The organism is Actinoplanes solisilvae, assembly GCF_003999975.1.
GTDB classification, from domain to species: Bacteria; Actinomycetota; Actinomycetes; order Mycobacteriales; family Micromonosporaceae; genus Actinoplanes; species Actinoplanes solisilvae.
Window position 1 is genome coordinate 260,492 of sequence record NZ_RJAC01000004.1, and the last position, 16,000, is coordinate 276,491.

Sequence of the window (16,000 nt, forward strand, 5' to 3'; positions counted from 1 at the left end):
ACTAACTGACGCTGCCGCCGGGGACGGGCGCCATTCTTGCTCCCGGCTGCGAGGACGAGAGGTTTCCCGAGCCCTGATCGATCGAGGCCAGGAGCCGCCGCAGGGCCGGCAGATCGCCGGTTGCGGTGGCGGTTCCGGTGGTCAGTGCCTCGTCCAAGGCTTCCGGGTCCTCGAGGAGGGTGTTGAACGTCTTGGGGCTGGTACGCAGGGTCGCGGCCGGGTCGGGTGGCTCGCCGGGGGTGATGTGCCAGCGGTCGCCGTCCGGCTCGACGGTCCAGACCCGGTCGTCGAGTTCCAGGCGGTAGGCCGGCGACTGCGGGTCGGGGCGGCCGGCTGTGCGCAGGTAGATGAGGACCGAGGTCGCGCTGAGGGTCGTAGGCGTGCCGGGGAGGGGGAACTGGACGCCCCACACGCCCAGCGCCAGGACTATGGGCTCCAGCTCGCGGCCGCGGGCGGTCAGGTCGTACACCCAGGAACTGGCCGGTGGGGGCAGGCGGCGGCGCGAGATCACGCCGTGCGCGTCGAGTTCGCGCAGGCGGTCGGTGAGCAGGTTGGAGCTGGCGCCGGGCAGGGCTCGGCGCAGGTCGGTGAAGCGTTGCGGGCCGAGCAGCAGTTCCCGCACGACCAGCAGGGCCCACCGCTCCCCCACCACGTCGAGGGCGCGGGCGATCCCGCAGGCGTCCGCGTAGGTGCGACTGGTCGGCATCGGCATCCTCTCACTTCAACAGCAAGACTAGAGGGTTGTTTTTAACAACCAGCAAGGTCTAGCGTCGAGGGCAGGAGGTGGAACGACATGGGACTGCCTGTCGTGCATTTCGAGATCATCGGGAGCGACCCGGAAGGGCTGCAGCGCTATTACGGCGACCTGTTCGGCTGGACGTTCGAGGTGGGTGACACGGTCAGTGAGAACGTGTCGCAGCCAGGGCGGTACGGCTTCGTCAGCGGCGAGACCGTCCAGATCAACGGTGGCATCGGGGGCGGCGACGGCTTCCGGCCCAGCGTCCTGTTCTACGTCGGTGTCGACGATGTGGAGGCGGCCCTGAAGCGGGCCGAGAAGCTCGGCGGCACCCGGCGCATGGGGCCCGAGGGCCGTGCTGGAGCTCTCGTCGTCGGGCACTTCACCGACCCCGAAGGCAACCTCGTGGGCGTGGCCGGTTCAGCCTGATCACTGAGCGTGAATTTCGGTCGGCTTTGCTCCCCTGTTCAGCACTCTGCGTATCAGGGGGGCGCGAAGATCGTGGTGCCCAGGATGCTCGCTCCGATGACCGGCGGGCCCCCGGGATCCGGAGTGCCGATAGCCTGACGCGATGGCGAGCGTCGACGACTTCTATGCCGATGTCGCTCGGGTGGCCCTCGCGGTCGCCACCAAACACGGGTTCGTTCTCGGCGGGGGCTTCGCCTGGCTGGTGAACGGGCTGGTCAAGCGGCCCACCGAGGACGTCGACCTGTTCACCGACACGGCCGGTGGGGTCGCCGCGGCGGCGGGTGAGGTGAGCTCCGCGCTGCGCGAGGCCGGCTACCGGGTCGTACGGGAGGAGGGCGACGAGCTCTTCGAAGGCATGGACGAGGACCTTCAGGAATTCCTCGTCGCGACCGACGACCGGGCCTTGAGGCTGACGCTGTGCCGGCTCGACCGGCAACGTACGCCCGTGGTCATGGAACTCGGCCCGGTCATGCACCTCGACGATCTGGTCGCCACGAAGGTCGCGGCCCTGGTCAACCGGCGTGAGGTGCGCGACTACATCGACGTCGCGGCCGCCCTTGAGCGCTACTCCCTGGCCCAGTTGCTCGAGCTGGGGCGGCACGCCGACCCGGCGCTCGATCCGGAAGATGTGGCCGACGCCGGGCGTTATCTGGATCGGCTGGACGACGCGCGGTTCGCGCTCTACGGCCTCGATCCGCGCCAGATCCGCGAGCTGCGGCAACGCCTGGCGACATGGCCCCGCCCACGATCCATATGATTGACGAATCATGACTCTGACCGATCGCCTCCCCGGCACCAACGAGCCCGACGCTGTCTTCGACGCCTTCCAGAAGTGGGCCACCGAGCAGGGCCTGGCCCTCTACACCCATCAGGAAGAAGCGCTCATCGAGATAGCCACGGGGGCGAACGTCATCCTGAACACCCCGACCGGCTCGGGCAAGAGCCTGGTCGCGATGGGCGCGCACTTCGCCGCGCTCGCCGACGGGCGTACGACGTTCTACACCGCGCCGATCAAGGCGCTGGTCAGCGAGAAGTTCTTCGCCCTGTGCGCGGCCTTCGGGGCGCACAACGTCGGCATGCTGACCGGTGACGCCAGCGTGAACGCGGACGCGCCGATCATCTGCTGCACGGCTGAGATCCTGGCCAACCTGGCGCTGCGCGAGGGCAAGGACGCCGACGTCGGCCAGGTCGTGATGGACGAGTTCCACTTCTACGCCGAGCCCGACCGCGGCTGGGCGTGGCAGGTGCCGTTGATCGAGCTGCCGCAGGCCCAGTTCATCCTGATGTCGGCGACGCTCGGCGACACCACCCGGTTCGTCGACGACCTGTCCCGGCGTACGGGCCGTGAGACCGCCGTGGTGAGCAGCGTCGAGCGGCCCGTCCCGCTCGTGTTCTCGTACGCGATGACGCCCTTGCACGAGACGATCGAGGAGCTGCTGCAGACCAAGCAGGCACCGGTCTACATCGTGCACTTCACGCAGGCGGCCGCGCTGGAACGGGCGCAGTCGCTGATGAGCATCAACATGGCGACGAGGGCCGAGAAGGACGCGATCGCGGCGGCCATCGGCAACTTCCGGTTCACCGCGGGCTTCGGCAAGGCGCTGTCCCGGCTCGTGCGGCACGGCATCGGCGTGCACCACGCGGGCATGCTGCCCAAATACCGCCGGCTGGTCGAGACCCTGGCCCAGGCGGGGCTGCTCAAGGTCATCTGTGGGACGGACACGCTCGGCGTCGGCATCAACGTGCCGATCCGTACGGTGCTGTTCACGGGCCTTTCCAAGTACGACGGGGTGAAGACCCGGCTGCTCAAGGCGCGCGAGTTCCACCAGATCGCCGGGCGCGCCGGACGGGCCGGGTACGACACGCTCGGCACGGTCATCGTGCAGGCGCCCGAGCACGTGATCGACAACGAGCGGGCGCTGGCGAAGGCGGGCGACGACCCGAAGAAGCGGCGCAAGGTCGTACGGAAGAAGCCCCCGGAGGGCACGATCGGCTGGGGCCAGCCCACCTTCGACCGGCTCGTCGCGGCCGACCCGGAGCCGCTGAACTCGTCGTTCCAGGTGTCGCACGCGATGCTGCTCAACGTCATCTCGCGCGGCGGCGACCCGTTCGCGGCGATGCGGCACCTGCTCACCGACAACCACGAAGACCCGGCCGCGCAACGCCGGCACATCCGCCGGGCCGTCGCCATCGCCCGGGCGCTGGTCGCGGGCGGGGTCATCGAACGTACGGACGAGGGCACCTACCGCCTCACCGAGGACCTGCAACTCGACTTCGCGCTCAACCAGGCGCTGTCGCCGTTCGCGCTGGCCAGCCTGGAACTGCTCGACCGTGAGGCCCCGGACTATCCGCTGGACGTGGTGTCGGTGATCGAGTCGACGCTCGAGGACCCGCGGCAGGTTCTCTCGGCGCAGCGGCAGAAGGCGCGCGGCGAGGCGGTCAACGCGATGAAGGCCGAGGGCATCGAGTACGAGCAGCGGATGGAACTCCTCGAGGACGTGACCCACCCGCGGCCGCTGCTCGAGCTGCTCGAGGCGGCGTACGAGACGTACCGGCGGGGTCACCCCTGGGTCGCCGACTACGAACTGAAGCCCAAGAGCGTCGTACGGGACATGTACGAGCGGGCCATGACGTTCACCGAGTACGTGTCGTTCTACGGGCTGTCGCGCTCCGAAGGGCTGGTGCTGCGCTACCTGGCCGACGCGTTCCGGGCGTTGCGCCAGACGGTCCCCGAGGACGCCCGCACCGAAGAGCTCACCGACCTGATCGAATGGCTGGGCGAGCTCGTACGGCAGGTCGACTCGAGCCTGCTCGACGAGTGGGAGCGGCTGCGCAACCCCGGCGCGGTGGTCGAAGAGGTCCGCCTCGACGACAAGCCGCCCGCGGTCACGCGTAACACCCGCGCGTTCCGGGTGCTGGTGCGCAACGCGATGTTCCGCCGGGTCGAGCTGGCGGCGCTGCGGCGCTACAGCGAGCTGGGCGAACTCGACGGCGAGTCCGGCTGGACGGCCGACCGCTGGCAGGACGCGATCGAGGACTACTTCGACGAGTACGACTCGCTGGGCACCGGACCGGCCGCTCGCGGGCCGGCGTTCCTGCACATCGAGGCGGGCACCACGGCGTGGGTCGTACGGCAGGTCTTCGAGGACCCGGAAGGCGACCACGACTGGGGCATCGAGGCGACGGTCGACCTGGCCGCGTCGGACGAGGCCGGCGCGGCGGCGATCGTCGTGACCTCGGTCGGACCGCACTCGCCATGACCCCGGCGGGTCTCGCGCCGCTGCCCCGGAGGCGCGTGGCCGCCGGGTTCGTCCTGACCCTGGTGGGGCTGCCGGCGTTGACGGCGGTGGCCCGCTCCACCGGGCTGCTGCTGGCCGACGGGGTGCTGCTGTTCCTGGCCGCGGTGGTGGCGGTGGCGCTGCTCGGGGGGCTGTGGCCGGCGCTGCTGGCCGCGGTGGGCGGGTTCCTGCTGCTCAACTACTTCTTCACGGCCCCCGTACGCAGTCTCGACGTCAACACGGCGCAAGGGGCTTTGGCGCTGGCGGTGTTCGTGCTGGTCGCGCTGGCGGTGTCGGGGATCGTGGACGTGGCCGCCCGCCGTTCGCGCCAGGCCGCGGCGGCGTCGGCGGACGCGCGGGTGCTGGCGGCGGTCGCGGGTGGGGTGCTGGCCGGGGCCGACCCGTTGAAGGGGCTGCTCTCCGAGCTGCGGGAACTGTTCGGTTTGGAGTCGGTCACGCTGCTCGAGCGCACGTCGGCGGGCTGGCGTACGGCCGCTTCCACAGTTTCCGACATTTCCGATTTTCTGGATTCTCACAATTCATCGCTTTTCGGAGCAGCCACCGCCTCCCCCTCCCACCCGGGTGCAGAAAACCCTACCGACTCCGCGACCGACGAAACCGGTCGTCCACAGGCCGCCGCTTATCCACAGGAAGCGAGCGGGGCGGGCCCGATTCGTTCGGCGATCCCGGCGGACGGAGCAGACCCGGCGCACCCGGCCGACGAGAACTGGGTGCCCGCCGACGAGAGCTGGGTGCCCGCCGACGACGGGCTCGTCCTGGCCCTGCGCGGCCGCCCCCTCGACCCCGGCGAGCAGCGCATAGCCCGCGCGTTCGGCGCCCAGGCCGCCATCGCCCTGCGCCAGCGCCGCCTCACCACCGCCGCCGAGGGTGACCGCGTCCGTTCCGCACTGCTGGCCGCCGTGAGCCACGACCTGCGCACCCCCCTGGCCTCCGCCAAGGCCGCCGTAGCCGGTCTGCGCAGTGACGAGGTCCACTTCGACGAGGAGGACCGCCGTGAACTCCTCGAGACCGCCGACGAGTCCCTCGACCGCCTGGGCGCGCTGCTCGCCAACCTGCTCGACATGTCCCGTCTGCAGGCCGGGGCCCTGGCCGTGCACCCCACCGACGTCGGCTTCGAGGATGTCGTCCCCGCCGCCCTCGACGAGCTCGGCCCAGCCGGACGGCGCGTCACCGTGCGCCTGCCCGACGACCTTCCCGCCGCGTACGCCGACCCTGGGTTGCTCGGCCGGGTGCTGGTCAACGTCGTCGGCAACGCGCTGCGCTACAGTCCCCCCGACCGCCCGCCGAAGATCGTCGGGCAGGCGACGGACGACCGGGTCGAGCTGCGCGTCGTCGATCACGGTCCGGGCATCCCGTCCGGTGACCGCGAGCGCGTCTTCCAGCCCTTCCAGCGTCTGGGCGACCGCGACAACCACACCGGCGTCGGTCTCGGCCTCGCCCTGTCCCGGGGCCTGACCGAGGCCATGGACGGCGCCCTGACCCCCGAGGACACACCCGGAGGAGGCCTCACGATGGTCCTCACGCTGCCGATGGGCCGGCCGTGACCCGCATCCTGGTCGTCGACGACGACCCTCAGATCCTTCGGGCGCTGCGCATCAACCTGCGGGCCCGCCAGTACGAGGTCGACCTGGCCGCCGACGGCGCGGGCGCTCTGAAGGCCGCGGCCGCCCACAACCCCGACCTGATCGTGCTCGACCTGGGTCTGCCCGACATGGACGGCGCCGAGGTCATCCGGGGGCTGCGCGGCTGGAGCGCCGTGCCGATCATCGTGCTGTCCGGGCGGGCCGAGGGCACCGACAAGGTGACCGCGCTCGACGCCGGGGCCGACGACTACGTGACCAAGCCGTTCGGCGTCGACGAGCTGCTGGCCCGCATCCGCGCGGTCACCCGCCGGGCGGTGCCGAGCGACGCCCCACCCGGCCCGGTCACCGTCGGTCGTTACACGATCGACCTGGCCGATCACACGATCAGCCCGGACCAGCGGCTCACCCCCACCGAGTGGCAGCTGCTCGAACGGCTGCTGCGCAACCCGGGCAAGCTGATCACGCAGCGCAGCCTGCTGCACGACGTGTGGGGTCCGCAGTACGGCACCGAGACCAACTATCTGCGGCAGTACATGGCCCGGCTGCGCCGCAAGCTCGAGGACGACCCGACCCGCCCCCGGCATCTGATCACCGAGCCCGGGATGGGCTACCGCTTTCAACCCTGAACGGCGCTCCGGTCGCGGCGCAGGCGGAGGACCGGCCTGCCAGCAGGTCGTCGAGCACACATTCGTACGCCGGGTCGGCCGGATATCCGCTGTGCCCGCGCGCGTGCTGCCGCGGCTGGAACGCGGAGTCCTCGATCGTCGCCGGGTCACGGAAACGAAGGTCGGGCCCGACCGCCCAGTAGCGCGCCTTCGGGCAGTTCTCCCCGCCGCACGGTGTCTCGCACCCGCACCGGGCCTGCGCCGTGTGCCCGGGACAGCCGGCCGCGCAGTCCATCCGCCACCACCGCTCGATGTCCGGCCCGAAACCCGCGTCCGCCCAGGCCAGCACCGGTCCCCCGAGCGGGTCGGTCCACCGGTAGACGTTGCGCCACCGTCCGCCGAGCCCGTTATGGACCCCGCGTAGCACCGCGTAGCCGAAGTAGGACGGGAAGAACCGTGCGTACAGGAACTGCAACTGCGATCCGTACGTGACCATGTGGAGTTTGCCGAGCGCGATCCGGGCCCGGTCGCCGTCGCCGCGCCCCAGCTCCTCGAGCACCGCGCAGGCGGCGGCGGTGATCACGCTGCCCTGGCTGTGCCCGGAGAGCACGACCTGCGCGGCCGGCACCGGCAGCGGTTCGGTGGCGAGCTGGGTCGCGCGCGCGGCCACGGCCAGCACGGCGCGGCCACCGTAGGGCGGCGGGCACAGCGGATGCCCGAGCCGTGGCCAGAACGACAGCAGGTCCCAGATGATGCCTACCCCCGTACGCAGAGCGGGTTTACGCCACGTGCCCAGCCCGAGCACGGCCAGCCCGGTCGCGCCGAACGACACCACCAGGACACCGAGCCGGCCGAGCGGCCGGGGAAACATGTCGATCTGCCGCGGCAGGACGATCAACCCGCCGCACCAGATCGCGGCCAGGATCACCGCGGCGCCGCCGAGGATCGCGAGCAGCCCGAGCACGTGGTGGTAGCGGTAGCGGACCAGCGCGATCCGCCACCGGAAGGCCACCCGGGCGCGGGCCGGGTCGAGACCGCGCTCCCCCACGTAGTCGGCGCAGAGCAGCCGTTCGAAGCCGTCGCGGTTGAGCAGGAACACCAGCAGCGACGCCGCCACGACGAGCACGAAGCCGCCGACCAGCCACTCCGCCTCTCGTGCCAGGGTCGCCAGGCTCACCTCGTGCCGCACCCGATACGCGTCCACGACGAGCGTCACCGCCAAGATCAAGAACAGGACCCACCAGCCCGTACGGCGCAGCAGCCAGGCCGCGAGAGGCAACAGCGACACGGCGAGCAGCACCGCGAGCGCGCCCCACACCGCAGCCATGATCCAGTAGACGTGGGCCACCTCGATCTTGCCCGTGGTGGGTGGGGCGGCGGTCTCGAAGACGGGGTCGCCCAGCGCCCGGGCGGTCCAGAACACGGCCGCGGCGCTCATGCCCAGCCCGACGGTCGCACCGATCGAGGCCCCCATCCAGCCGGCCAGCCCGCCGAAGAACGGGCGGAACGGCTTCGGCACGTCCCGTAGCTGCCGCCCGCCGTCCCCGCGGGCGAGCCACACGCACACCGCCAGCAGGACCAGCAGCACCACGCCGAGCAGGACGCTGACCCCGTTGGCGACCGCGGCGAACAGGCGGCTCGCCGCACGCGGGCCGGGCGCCGCGACGTGGTCGAGACCGATCCAGGCCAGGACGACGGCCAGCACCGCGGAGCTGGCCGTCAGATAGCGGGTGACCCGCATCCACAGCCGCAGCGCCGCCGTGTCGTGCCCGTCGGAGTAGGGCAGACCGTCGTCGTCGGTGGGTGGGGCGGGATCGGCGAGCACGACGAACAGGCTGCTCGCCAGGCCCGCGAACAGGAAGACCGCCACGCCGACCCAGGCCGTGGTGAACAGGCCGGGCCAGTCGCGCGGCGTCCCGAGCACGGCCAGGGCGAGCAGGCCCGCGACGGCGCAACCGGCCCAGACGTGCGCGGCGCGCTGCAGCGAGGTCGGGTGGGCGCTGCGCCAGAAGCCCGGGTCGCCGACGTCACCGTTGCCGCCGGGTCGGGGGGCCCGCCTCGGGCCGGGCGGGTCGAGCGGGAACGCGAGCCGGTCGAACTGCCAGAACACGGCCAGCACGACGGCCGGCAGCAGCGCGGCGACGGTCAGCCGCACGCCCGGCGAGCGTTCACCGAACCATTTCAACAGCCCGGAGTCGACCTCGCAGATGCTGCCGGTGCATTGCCGGGCCAGCACGTTGAACGCCAGATAGCAGGTGGTCACCACGATCGTCAGGGTCAGCAGCAGGCCCAGCAGGCGCAGCACCGCGTCGGCCAGCCGGTCACGCCGACGACGCCGACGGGGCATGAGCAGCGCGAAGCGGGCCACGTTGACCAGGGCGAACGGCAGGAACAGCAGCCACAGCGCCCGCGACGGCGAGCCGGCTGTGTAGCGACCCCAGTGGTAGCCCTCGACCACGCGGTCCGGCGGCGTGTCGTGCGTACGCCGGAAGATCCGGCCGTCGTCGTCGCCGGCGACCTGCTGGGGCCACGGATCGTCGAGCATCTGCTCGATCGGCGTGCCGCTGACGCCGTGCACCCGGATCTCGGCGATCCGCTTGTTCTGACGAGACATGGTCGCCACTATGCGGGTGCGCGGGCCGCCCGCGGCCGGGTGCCTTATTCCGTACCCGATCGGGGTATAGGGCCTGGTCATGAGCATGTTCGTTCTTGTCCCCGGCGCGTGGCACGGCGGCTGGTGGTACGAGCCCCTGGCCGTCGAGCTGCAGAAGCTGGGGCACCGCGCCGAGTGCGTGACGCTGGCCGGCCTGTGGCCCGACGACGATCTGACCCGCCGCCCGGTCAACCTCACGACCCACGTCGAACAGCTCGACACCCTGGTCGAGGACCTGACCGCGGGCGGCGACCCGGTGGTGCTGGTCGGCCACAGCTACGCCGGCCAGGTGATCAACGGCGTGGCCGACCGCAACCCGGCCCGGGTCAGCGCCCTGGTGCACCTGGACACCGACGTGGTCGAGGACGGCGAGTCGTGCTGGGACGTCACGACCGACGCCAACCGGTCGTACTTCCTCGACGCGATCGGCGGCGACGGCCTCGGTCTGGCGCCGATGCCGTTCTTCGACGACCGCGCGCGCCCGCACCCGTTCGCCACCCTGCTCGAGAAGAGCCGCCTCACCGGTGCCTGGCGCGAGGTGCCGATCAAGCGGTACGCCGCCGCCCTCGACACCCCCGGCGGCGTGCAGGCCCCCACGACGATGGCCAAGCTGCGCGACGACCCGGCCTGGCGTTACGAGGAATGGCCGACCACCCACAACGTCCTGCGCGACGGCCCGGAACGGGTGCTGAATCTGATTCGCGACCTGTGACGTGCCGATCGCCGGTGCGGGCGGCGTAGAATCGGGGTCGACCCGACCGGGGCCAGTGCGCTCCGGTTCGGGTCGTTGCGTTTCCGCCGTCACCGCCAGGGCCGGCGGCGGGGCAGACCGAGCAGCCGGGAGCGGCCGAGTGTCCTACAGCGACGTACACACGGCCGACGGCCGGCGCCTGCGCTACGAGGTCTCCGGCGCGCCCGACGGAATTCCGGTCTTCCTGCTGCACGGCACCCCGGGCAGCCGCGTCGGGCCGCACCCCCGAGCGATCGTGCTCCACCGCCTGGGCATCCGGCTGATCAGCTACGACCGCCCCGGCTACGGTGGCTCCGACCGAAGTCCGGGCCGCAGCGTGGCCGATTGCGCCGCCGACGTGGCCGCCGTCGCCGACGACCTACGCGTCGACCACTTCTCGCTGGTCGGCCGCTCGGGCGGCGGACCCCACGCGCTCGCCTGCGCCGCGCTGCTGCCCGAGCGGGTCACCCGCGCCGCGGTGCTGGTCGGCCTCGCCCCGCACGACGCCCAGATCGACTGGTTCGACGGCATGATGACCTTCAACCTGGAGGGATTCGGCGCGGCCGGTGAGGACGAGGCCCGACTGATCGAGCGGCTGCGACTCGAGGCCGACCGCACCCGGCGCAACCCCGGCAGCCTGCTCGACGAGCTACGCCGCCAGATCAGCGCCCCCGACCGGATGGTCGTCCGCGATCATGTGGTCCAGCGCCTCCTCGTCGAGACCTACGCCGAGGCGACCCGCCCGGGGCCGTACGGGTGGATCGACGACGTGCTGGCGCTGCGACACGACTGGGGCTTCGACCTGTCCGGCATCGTGCAGAGCGTGCGCGTCTGGCACGGCGCCGAGGACAACTGCGTCCCGCCCGCCCACGCCCGCTGGATAGCCGAGCAGATCCCGGCCGCCGAGCTGTTCGTGCCGGCCGGCACGGGTCACTTCAGCGCGATGGATGTGGTTCCGCAGATGCTGGCCTGGGTGTCCGGGTCCGAGCCGAGCCTGGCCCTGTCGGTCTGACCGGCACTAGGGTGCGGTGATGATCGGCACCACCATCGCCCACAAGTCGACGCTGGTCTATTTCGGGGACGACACCTTCGCGTACGCGGGCCGACATCAGCACGACGAGATGCGGCTGCACACGCACAGCTTCGTCGAGGTCGCGATCGTGTCGGCCGGCAGCGCGGTGCACCACAGCCTCGACGGCCGCCGGCCGCTGACCGTCGGCGACGCCGTGCTGCTGCGGCCGGGCGTGTGGCACGGCTACGAGGACTGCCACGACTTCGAGGTCTACAACTTCTGCTTCTCGGCCGAGCTGTTGCGTCGCGAGCTGGCCTGGACCCGCGACGACCCGTTGCTGAGCCACGTGCTGTGGACCGGCCCGTACGCGGAGCGCCGCCGGGGCATCCTCACCACCCACCTGGCGCCCGCCGAGCGTGTGGAGTGCTTCACCCACCTCGACGCACTCGCCGACCTACACCCCCGGTCGCGGCACCTGCACCGCGCCGACATGATCGCGCTGGTCGTGCTGGCGCTGGGCTGCGTGGCCCGCACGGTCGGCGCCGACGCCCGCCCCGAGCCGCCGCACCCGGCCGCCCTCGAGGTGATGCGCCGCATCGAGAACGAGCCCGCCCGCACGTGGACGCTGGCCGACCTGGGCGACGGCCTGCACCTGGCCCCCGGCTATCTGGTACGGCTGTTCAAGTCGGTGACCGGGCTGCCGCCGATGGCGTTCCTGTCGCGCCACCGCGTCGAGATGGCCGCCGAGATGCTGCTGCACACCGACCGTACGGTCCGGGCGATCGCCGAAAGCGTCGGCTGGCCCGACCAGAACTACTTCGCCCGCCGTTTCCGCGCCCACTACGGCCTGACCGCCACCGAATACCGCGCCCGTTTCACCCGCGGCTACGAGCTCGGACCCAGCCGCCCGCCCGCCGCGGTGGCTCAGAACGGGTGAGGGTCGAGAGTGCGGTGCAGGTAGCGCCCCTCACGCGCCGTTTCGATCGCCGGGTGCACGTCACCCAACGCATCGCGTAACCGCCGGACGGCGTCACGTTCCCGGGCGGCGTCATGACCCTTGATGTCGGTCTCGACGAGGCTCAGGTTGGCCGCGGCGGCGGCCGCGGCCGGGTGGGCGGCGCCCAGCACCCGTTCGATGCTCTCGACCACCGGAACGATCAGGGCGTACGCCTCGGAGACGGCACCCAGTTCGGCGGTGAACACGGCCAGGTTCATCCTCGCCGCGAGCGTGTACGGGTGTTCGGCCCCCAGCCCGTCGCCGAGCCCTTCGGCCGCCTCCCGCGCCATCCGCAGGGCGCTGGTCGGGTCACCGGCGACCCGTGCGGCCGCGGAGCGGTTGACCAGGCACGCGAGCGTGTGGGGATGCGACGGGCCGAGGCCCGCGCGGTAGAGCCGCTCGATCCTGATCATCTCGTCGGCGGCCACGTCCGGTTCGTTCAGCGCCAGCAGGCAGACCGCGCGGCTCAGCCGGCTCATCAGCGTCTCGGGGCCGTCGGGCCCGAGCAGGCGGTTGAGGTTCTCGTAGGCCATGTCGAACCGGGCGGCGGCCTCACGGTGGCGGCCCGCGACCCGCTCGGAGACCGCCAGGTTCGTCATCGTGGTGAACCTCCGCGGCGCGTTGTCGCCCAGCGCCGCGCGGTGCCGGTTCAACACGTCCTGCAGCAGCAGGATCGACTTCGCGTACTCGCCGGTGTCACGCAGGCCCCGGCCGTAGTTGTTGCCGACCTGCAGCGTCTGGGTGTGCAGCGGGCCCAGCACCAGTTCGCATCGTTCGAGCAGGTGGTGCTCGCGGTCCCGGGCGTCCCGCACCCGGCCGGACAGGCGCAACGAGGTCGCCAGGTCGGTCATCGCCGCCAGGGTGCGCGGGTTGTCCCGGCCGAACGCCTCGATCCACGTCGCCGTCGTCAGCTTGTCGATCTCCAGCGCGTCGGGGTACCGCCCCAGCGCCCGCAGGCTGGTGCCGAGCTCGCCGGCGGTCGCCAGCGTGTGCGGATGGGTGTCGCCGAGCAGCACGCGCTGTTCGGCGAGAACCTCCTCGGCCAACTGGCGGGCCTCGCCGAACTCTCCCCGGTCGCGCATGATGCCCGCCAGCAGCGAACGCAGGTGCAGCAGTTGCCTGCTCAGCGCGTCCCGCTCGGCCGGCTCGGCGAGCTGCTCGATCAGCTCGGTCCAGGACCGCACGCACTCCTCGGCGAGGCGTCGGCCGTCGGTGTAGCTGCCGGACAGCCAGGCGAACCGCACCTGGTCGATCATCAGCCGGCGTACCGGTTCCACGCGGGACAGGGAGGCGCGGGCCACCTCGAGGTGCGGCCAGATCTGCCGGAAGCGCGGCCAGGTGGCGGGATCGTCCACCTCGCCGGTGGGCCGGCTCGCCGCCAGCACCAGATGCGCCTGCCGGCGGGCCTGCTCCACCTCCTCGGCGGTCATCCGCTGCCGCACCGCGTGCTGCACGAGGCGATGCACATGGATCTGCCCACCGCCGACGTCGACCTTCAGCAGCGCCAGGCGGTGAATCTGCTGGACCAGCGCTCCCCGGTACATCGCGTCGTCGACCGCCGGGTCGAGCGGGCTCAGCAACTCGGCCATCCGGTCGCTGTAGATCAGATCGAGGGCGATCCGCGGCGCGAGCACCGAGCACAGCGTCAACAGCCGGTACGCCGCCGGGGACCGCTCCTCCAGGCGCCGTAGCGACAGGTCCCAGGCGCCTTCCAGGTCCGCCGGGCCGAACTGCTCGACGTGGCGCAGGTACGCCTCGATCGGCGCCCCCGTGTCGGCCAGCCAGGCGCCCGCCGCCGCCACCGCGATCGGCAGGTCGCCCAGCAGGTCAGCCAGCCGGGAGGCGTCCTCCAGACCCAGCGCCGGCACCCGCCCGCGCAGGTGGACGACGCTCTCGCGGCGGTCGAACACGTCCATCCGGACCATCTGGGCGTGTTCGGCCCAGGCCGCGTTGCGCGAGGTCACGATGACGTGCCCGCCGGGCCCGCCGGGCAGCAGGCGGGTGATGGCGCCGACCTCCTCGGCGTTGTCGAAGACGACCAGCCAGCGGCGGGCGTTCGTGTTGGCCCGCCGCAGGGCGTTGAGCACCGCCTGCGCGGCGTCGGAGATCCCGCTTTCCGCGGTCAGGCCCAGTTCACCGGCCAGGTCGGCGAGGCCGGTGTCGATGAAGGTCACCGGGTCGGCGTCGATCCACCAGACGAAGTCGTAGGCGTTGCGGAAGCGGTGGGCGTACTCCGCCGCGACCTGGGTCTTGCCGACGCCGCCCATGCCGTGCAACGCCACCGGCGACGGCGCGGTGGGGTTGCCGCTGCTCTGCAGCTTCTCGCGAAGGTCGAGCAGGTCCCGGTCGCGGCCGGTGAAAAGCACGTTGCGATGCGGGGCGTTGAACAGGACGGTCGAGCGACCCGGGAACCGCAACCCGAGGCGGCTGCGGTCGATGTCGGCGGCCGAACGGCCGACGAGGCGTAGCAGGTCGGCGACGGCCGCGTCCTCGTTGCGCCCGACCAGGAAGGCCGAGTCGGCGTCGGCCGGCCCGCGCAGGGACCGGACGTCCGAGACGTAGACCGCCATGGGCGGTCCGGTGTCGCCGCGCCCGCTGGTAACCGCCGGATGCTCGGCGGGCGCGGTGGACGTCGAGATCACGGCCATCGGCCGGCCATCGGGCGCCGGCTCGCCGTGGTCCGGGCCGGCGACGACCGCGTTGACGGTGACGCCGGCCGCTTCGAGCACCGTCGCGATCCACTCGGCCCAGATCCGGTCGTCCGGGGCATAACGGAGCGCGACCGTCGACACGGCCCGCATGGTCAGCCGGACGAACCGGGCGGCCGTCCGTTCGCGCAGCTCCTCCTCCATCAGCGGCAGCCGGTGGATCTCGCCGTCGGTGATGTGCCTGGTCAGGGCCTCGTACGCCGCCAGCATGGAGGCGCTCGGCCCACGCCGGTCGTCGAAGGTGGCCAGCGTCTCCTCGAAGGCGTGCGAGGGCAGGTAGGGCACCTCGACCGCCGACCAGTACGCTTCGCGGTCGGCGGTGGACATCCCGGCCGGCAACTCGGCCATCCGCTGCCGGGCGGCGAGACGCCCCGCGTCGGCGCGCCGCGGTTCGGCGTGATCGACCCGCATCGGAACGGGCAGCACGCGGATGCGCCTGCGGCCCTGTTGCGACGCGATCATCGCGGCCACCGTGGCCGCGCCGTGGATGCCCTGCTCACTGAGGGTGAAGCAGTCGACGAGGACGTCGGCCATGTGAGCGGTGGAGATTCCCGAGACGTCGCTCCACCCCGTACGGCTGTCGATGAGGGCGTAGTCGTAGTTGGTCCGCATGTCCTCGCGGAGCGCGTCGAACAGGGAGCCGCCGCCGAGACGCTCGTAGAACTCGTCCCAGTCACGCTCGTAGACGCTGCGGGCGTAGGTCTGGTTCTCGTGGCCCGAACCGAGGAAGTCGAGCGAGCCACCGCCGGGGAAGTGCTGCCAGTCGATCGTGAAGGCGTGCCTGCTCACCCGGGCGAAATCACGGTGCCAGTTTTCGTGACGCTCGACGTCCTGCAGCGTGGCGTATTCGTAGCCGCGGACCATCTCGATCAGGCCACCCGAATCGGCGAGGGTGTCGGGGTCGATGAAGGGCCGGAAGTAACGGTGCAGGGCGGGCGACTCCAGGTCCCAGTCGGCGACCAGGACCCGTTTGCCGTTGGCGGCCAGGATCCAGGCGACGTTGGCCAGGGCCATCGACCGCCCGGTCCCTCCCTTGTAGGAGTAGAACGTGACCACCGTGCCCTGTCTGTTGTCGACCATTCCGCTCCTCCCGCAATCGGGCCAGTGTGGCCACATGCCATGACAACGACAATGGGCCACGGGGGCGTTCTTTGCCCTCCACGGGTACCGTCCGTAGTGGTACCAGAGCCCTCCGTCGATGCCGTACGG

General features: G+C 71.6%; 11 protein-coding genes. 8 read left to right on the forward strand and 3 right to left on the reverse strand.

Annotated elements, in window-relative coordinates; translation table 11 throughout:
• Nucleotide 1 precedes the first annotated feature (1 nt).
• Nucleotides 2–706 carry a winged helix-turn-helix transcriptional regulator gene (locus EER30_RS14630; RefSeq protein WP_127500964.1) on the reverse strand — a complete coding sequence of 235 codons (705 nt, stop codon included), beginning with the start codon at nucleotides 704–706 and terminating at the stop codon, nucleotides 2–4.
• An 87-nt stretch (nucleotides 707–793) separates the two neighbouring features.
• On the opposite strand from EER30_RS14630, the gene EER30_RS14635 reads away from it, so the two are divergent.
• From EER30_RS14635 to EER30_RS14655, 5 genes are all read left to right on the forward strand, one after another.
• A complete protein-coding gene (locus EER30_RS14635; RefSeq protein ID WP_127500965.1) occupies nucleotides 794–1,165 on the forward strand; it encodes a VOC family protein in 372 nt (123 codons plus the stop codon).
• Between the two features lie 142 nt (nucleotides 1,166–1,307).
• Nucleotides 1,308–1,961 carry a nucleotidyl transferase AbiEii/AbiGii toxin family protein gene (locus EER30_RS14640; RefSeq protein ID WP_127500966.1) on the forward strand — a complete coding sequence of 218 codons (654 nt, stop codon included), beginning with the start codon at nucleotides 1,308–1,310 and terminating at the stop codon, nucleotides 1,959–1,961.
• Between the two features lie 10 nt (nucleotides 1,962–1,971).
• Nucleotides 1,972–4,464 (forward strand): DEAD/DEAH box helicase, encoded by a 2,493-nt coding sequence (locus EER30_RS14645; protein WP_127500967.1) that lies wholly within the window; start codon nucleotides 1,972–1,974, stop codon nucleotides 4,462–4,464.
• Nucleotides 4,461–6,047: a sensor histidine kinase gene (locus tag EER30_RS49945; RefSeq protein ID WP_432417536.1), complete on the forward strand. Its 1,587-nt coding sequence runs from the start codon at nucleotides 4,461–4,463 to the stop codon at nucleotides 6,045–6,047. The genes EER30_RS14645 and EER30_RS49945 overlap by 4 nt, the downstream gene beginning before the upstream one ends.
• A complete protein-coding gene (locus tag EER30_RS14655) occupies nucleotides 6,044–6,712 on the forward strand; it encodes a response regulator (protein WP_127500968.1) in 669 nt (222 codons plus the stop codon). The genes EER30_RS49945 and EER30_RS14655 overlap by 4 nt, the downstream gene beginning before the upstream one ends.
• Here EER30_RS14655 and EER30_RS14660 read toward each other — a convergent pair.
• Nucleotides 6,675–9,386, reverse strand: coding sequence for a hypothetical protein (locus EER30_RS14660; RefSeq protein WP_127500969.1), 2,712 nt, complete (start codon nucleotides 9,384–9,386; stop codon nucleotides 6,675–6,677). The genes EER30_RS14655 and EER30_RS14660 overlap by 38 nt on opposite strands.
• Here EER30_RS14660 and EER30_RS14665 point away from each other — a divergent pair.
• The 3 genes from EER30_RS14665 (at nucleotide 9,385) to EER30_RS14675 (ending at nucleotide 12,023) form a co-directional block, all read left to right on the forward strand.
• Nucleotides 9,385–10,056 carry an alpha/beta fold hydrolase gene (locus EER30_RS14665; RefSeq protein WP_127500970.1) on the forward strand — a complete coding sequence of 224 codons (672 nt, stop codon included), beginning with the start codon at nucleotides 9,385–9,387 and terminating at the stop codon, nucleotides 10,054–10,056. The two genes, EER30_RS14660 and EER30_RS14665, sit on opposite strands and share 2 nt — an antisense overlap.
• Nucleotides 10,057–10,195: 139 nt before the next feature.
• The gene (locus tag EER30_RS14670) at nucleotides 10,196–11,086 is read left to right on the forward strand and encodes an alpha/beta fold hydrolase (protein ID WP_127500971.1); all 891 of its coding nucleotides are present in this window, start codon (nucleotides 10,196–10,198) and stop codon (nucleotides 11,084–11,086) included.
• A 19-nt stretch (nucleotides 11,087–11,105) separates the two neighbouring features.
• Nucleotides 11,106–12,023, forward strand: coding sequence for a helix-turn-helix transcriptional regulator (locus EER30_RS14675; protein WP_127500972.1), 918 nt, complete (start codon nucleotides 11,106–11,108; stop codon nucleotides 12,021–12,023).
• Here EER30_RS14675 and fxsT read toward each other — a convergent pair.
• Nucleotides 12,011–15,871, reverse strand: a complete 3,861-nt coding sequence (fxsT, locus tag EER30_RS14680; protein ID WP_127500973.1) for an FxSxx-COOH system tetratricopeptide repeat protein — start codon at nucleotides 15,869–15,871, stop codon at nucleotides 12,011–12,013. The two genes, EER30_RS14675 and fxsT, sit on opposite strands and share 13 nt — an antisense overlap.
• Between the last annotated feature and the right edge of the window lie 129 nt (nucleotides 15,872–16,000).

Excerpts from the sequence above, each read along its gene's own strand:
- EER30_RS14630 (WP_127500964.1), bottom strand. The coding sequence starts at position 706 with ATGCCGACCAGTCGCACCTACGCGGACGCCTGCGGGATCGCCCGCGCC.
- EER30_RS14635 (WP_127500965.1), top strand. The coding sequence starts at position 794 with ATGGGACTGCCTGTCGTGCATTTCGAGATCATCGGGAGCGACCCGGAA.
- EER30_RS14640 (WP_127500966.1), top strand. The coding sequence starts at position 1,308 with ATGGCGAGCGTCGACGACTTCTATGCCGATGTCGCTCGGGTGGCCCTC.
- EER30_RS14645 (WP_127500967.1), top strand. The coding sequence starts at position 1,972 with ATGACTCTGACCGATCGCCTCCCCGGCACCAACGAGCCCGACGCTGTC.
- EER30_RS49945 (WP_432417536.1), top strand. The coding sequence starts at position 4,461 with ATGACCCCGGCGGGTCTCGCGCCGCTGCCCCGGAGGCGCGTGGCCGCC.
- EER30_RS14665 (WP_127500970.1), top strand. The coding sequence starts at position 9,385 with ATGAGCATGTTCGTTCTTGTCCCCGGCGCGTGGCACGGCGGCTGGTGG.
- EER30_RS14660 (WP_127500969.1), bottom strand. The coding sequence starts at position 9,386 with ATGACCAGGCCCTATACCCCGATCGGGTACGGAATAAGGCACCCGGCC.
- EER30_RS14675 (WP_127500972.1), top strand. The coding sequence starts at position 11,106 with ATGATCGGCACCACCATCGCCCACAAGTCGACGCTGGTCTATTTCGGG.
- fxsT (WP_127500973.1), bottom strand. The coding sequence starts at position 15,871 with ATGGTCGACAACAGACAGGGCACGGTGGTCACGTTCTACTCCTACAAG.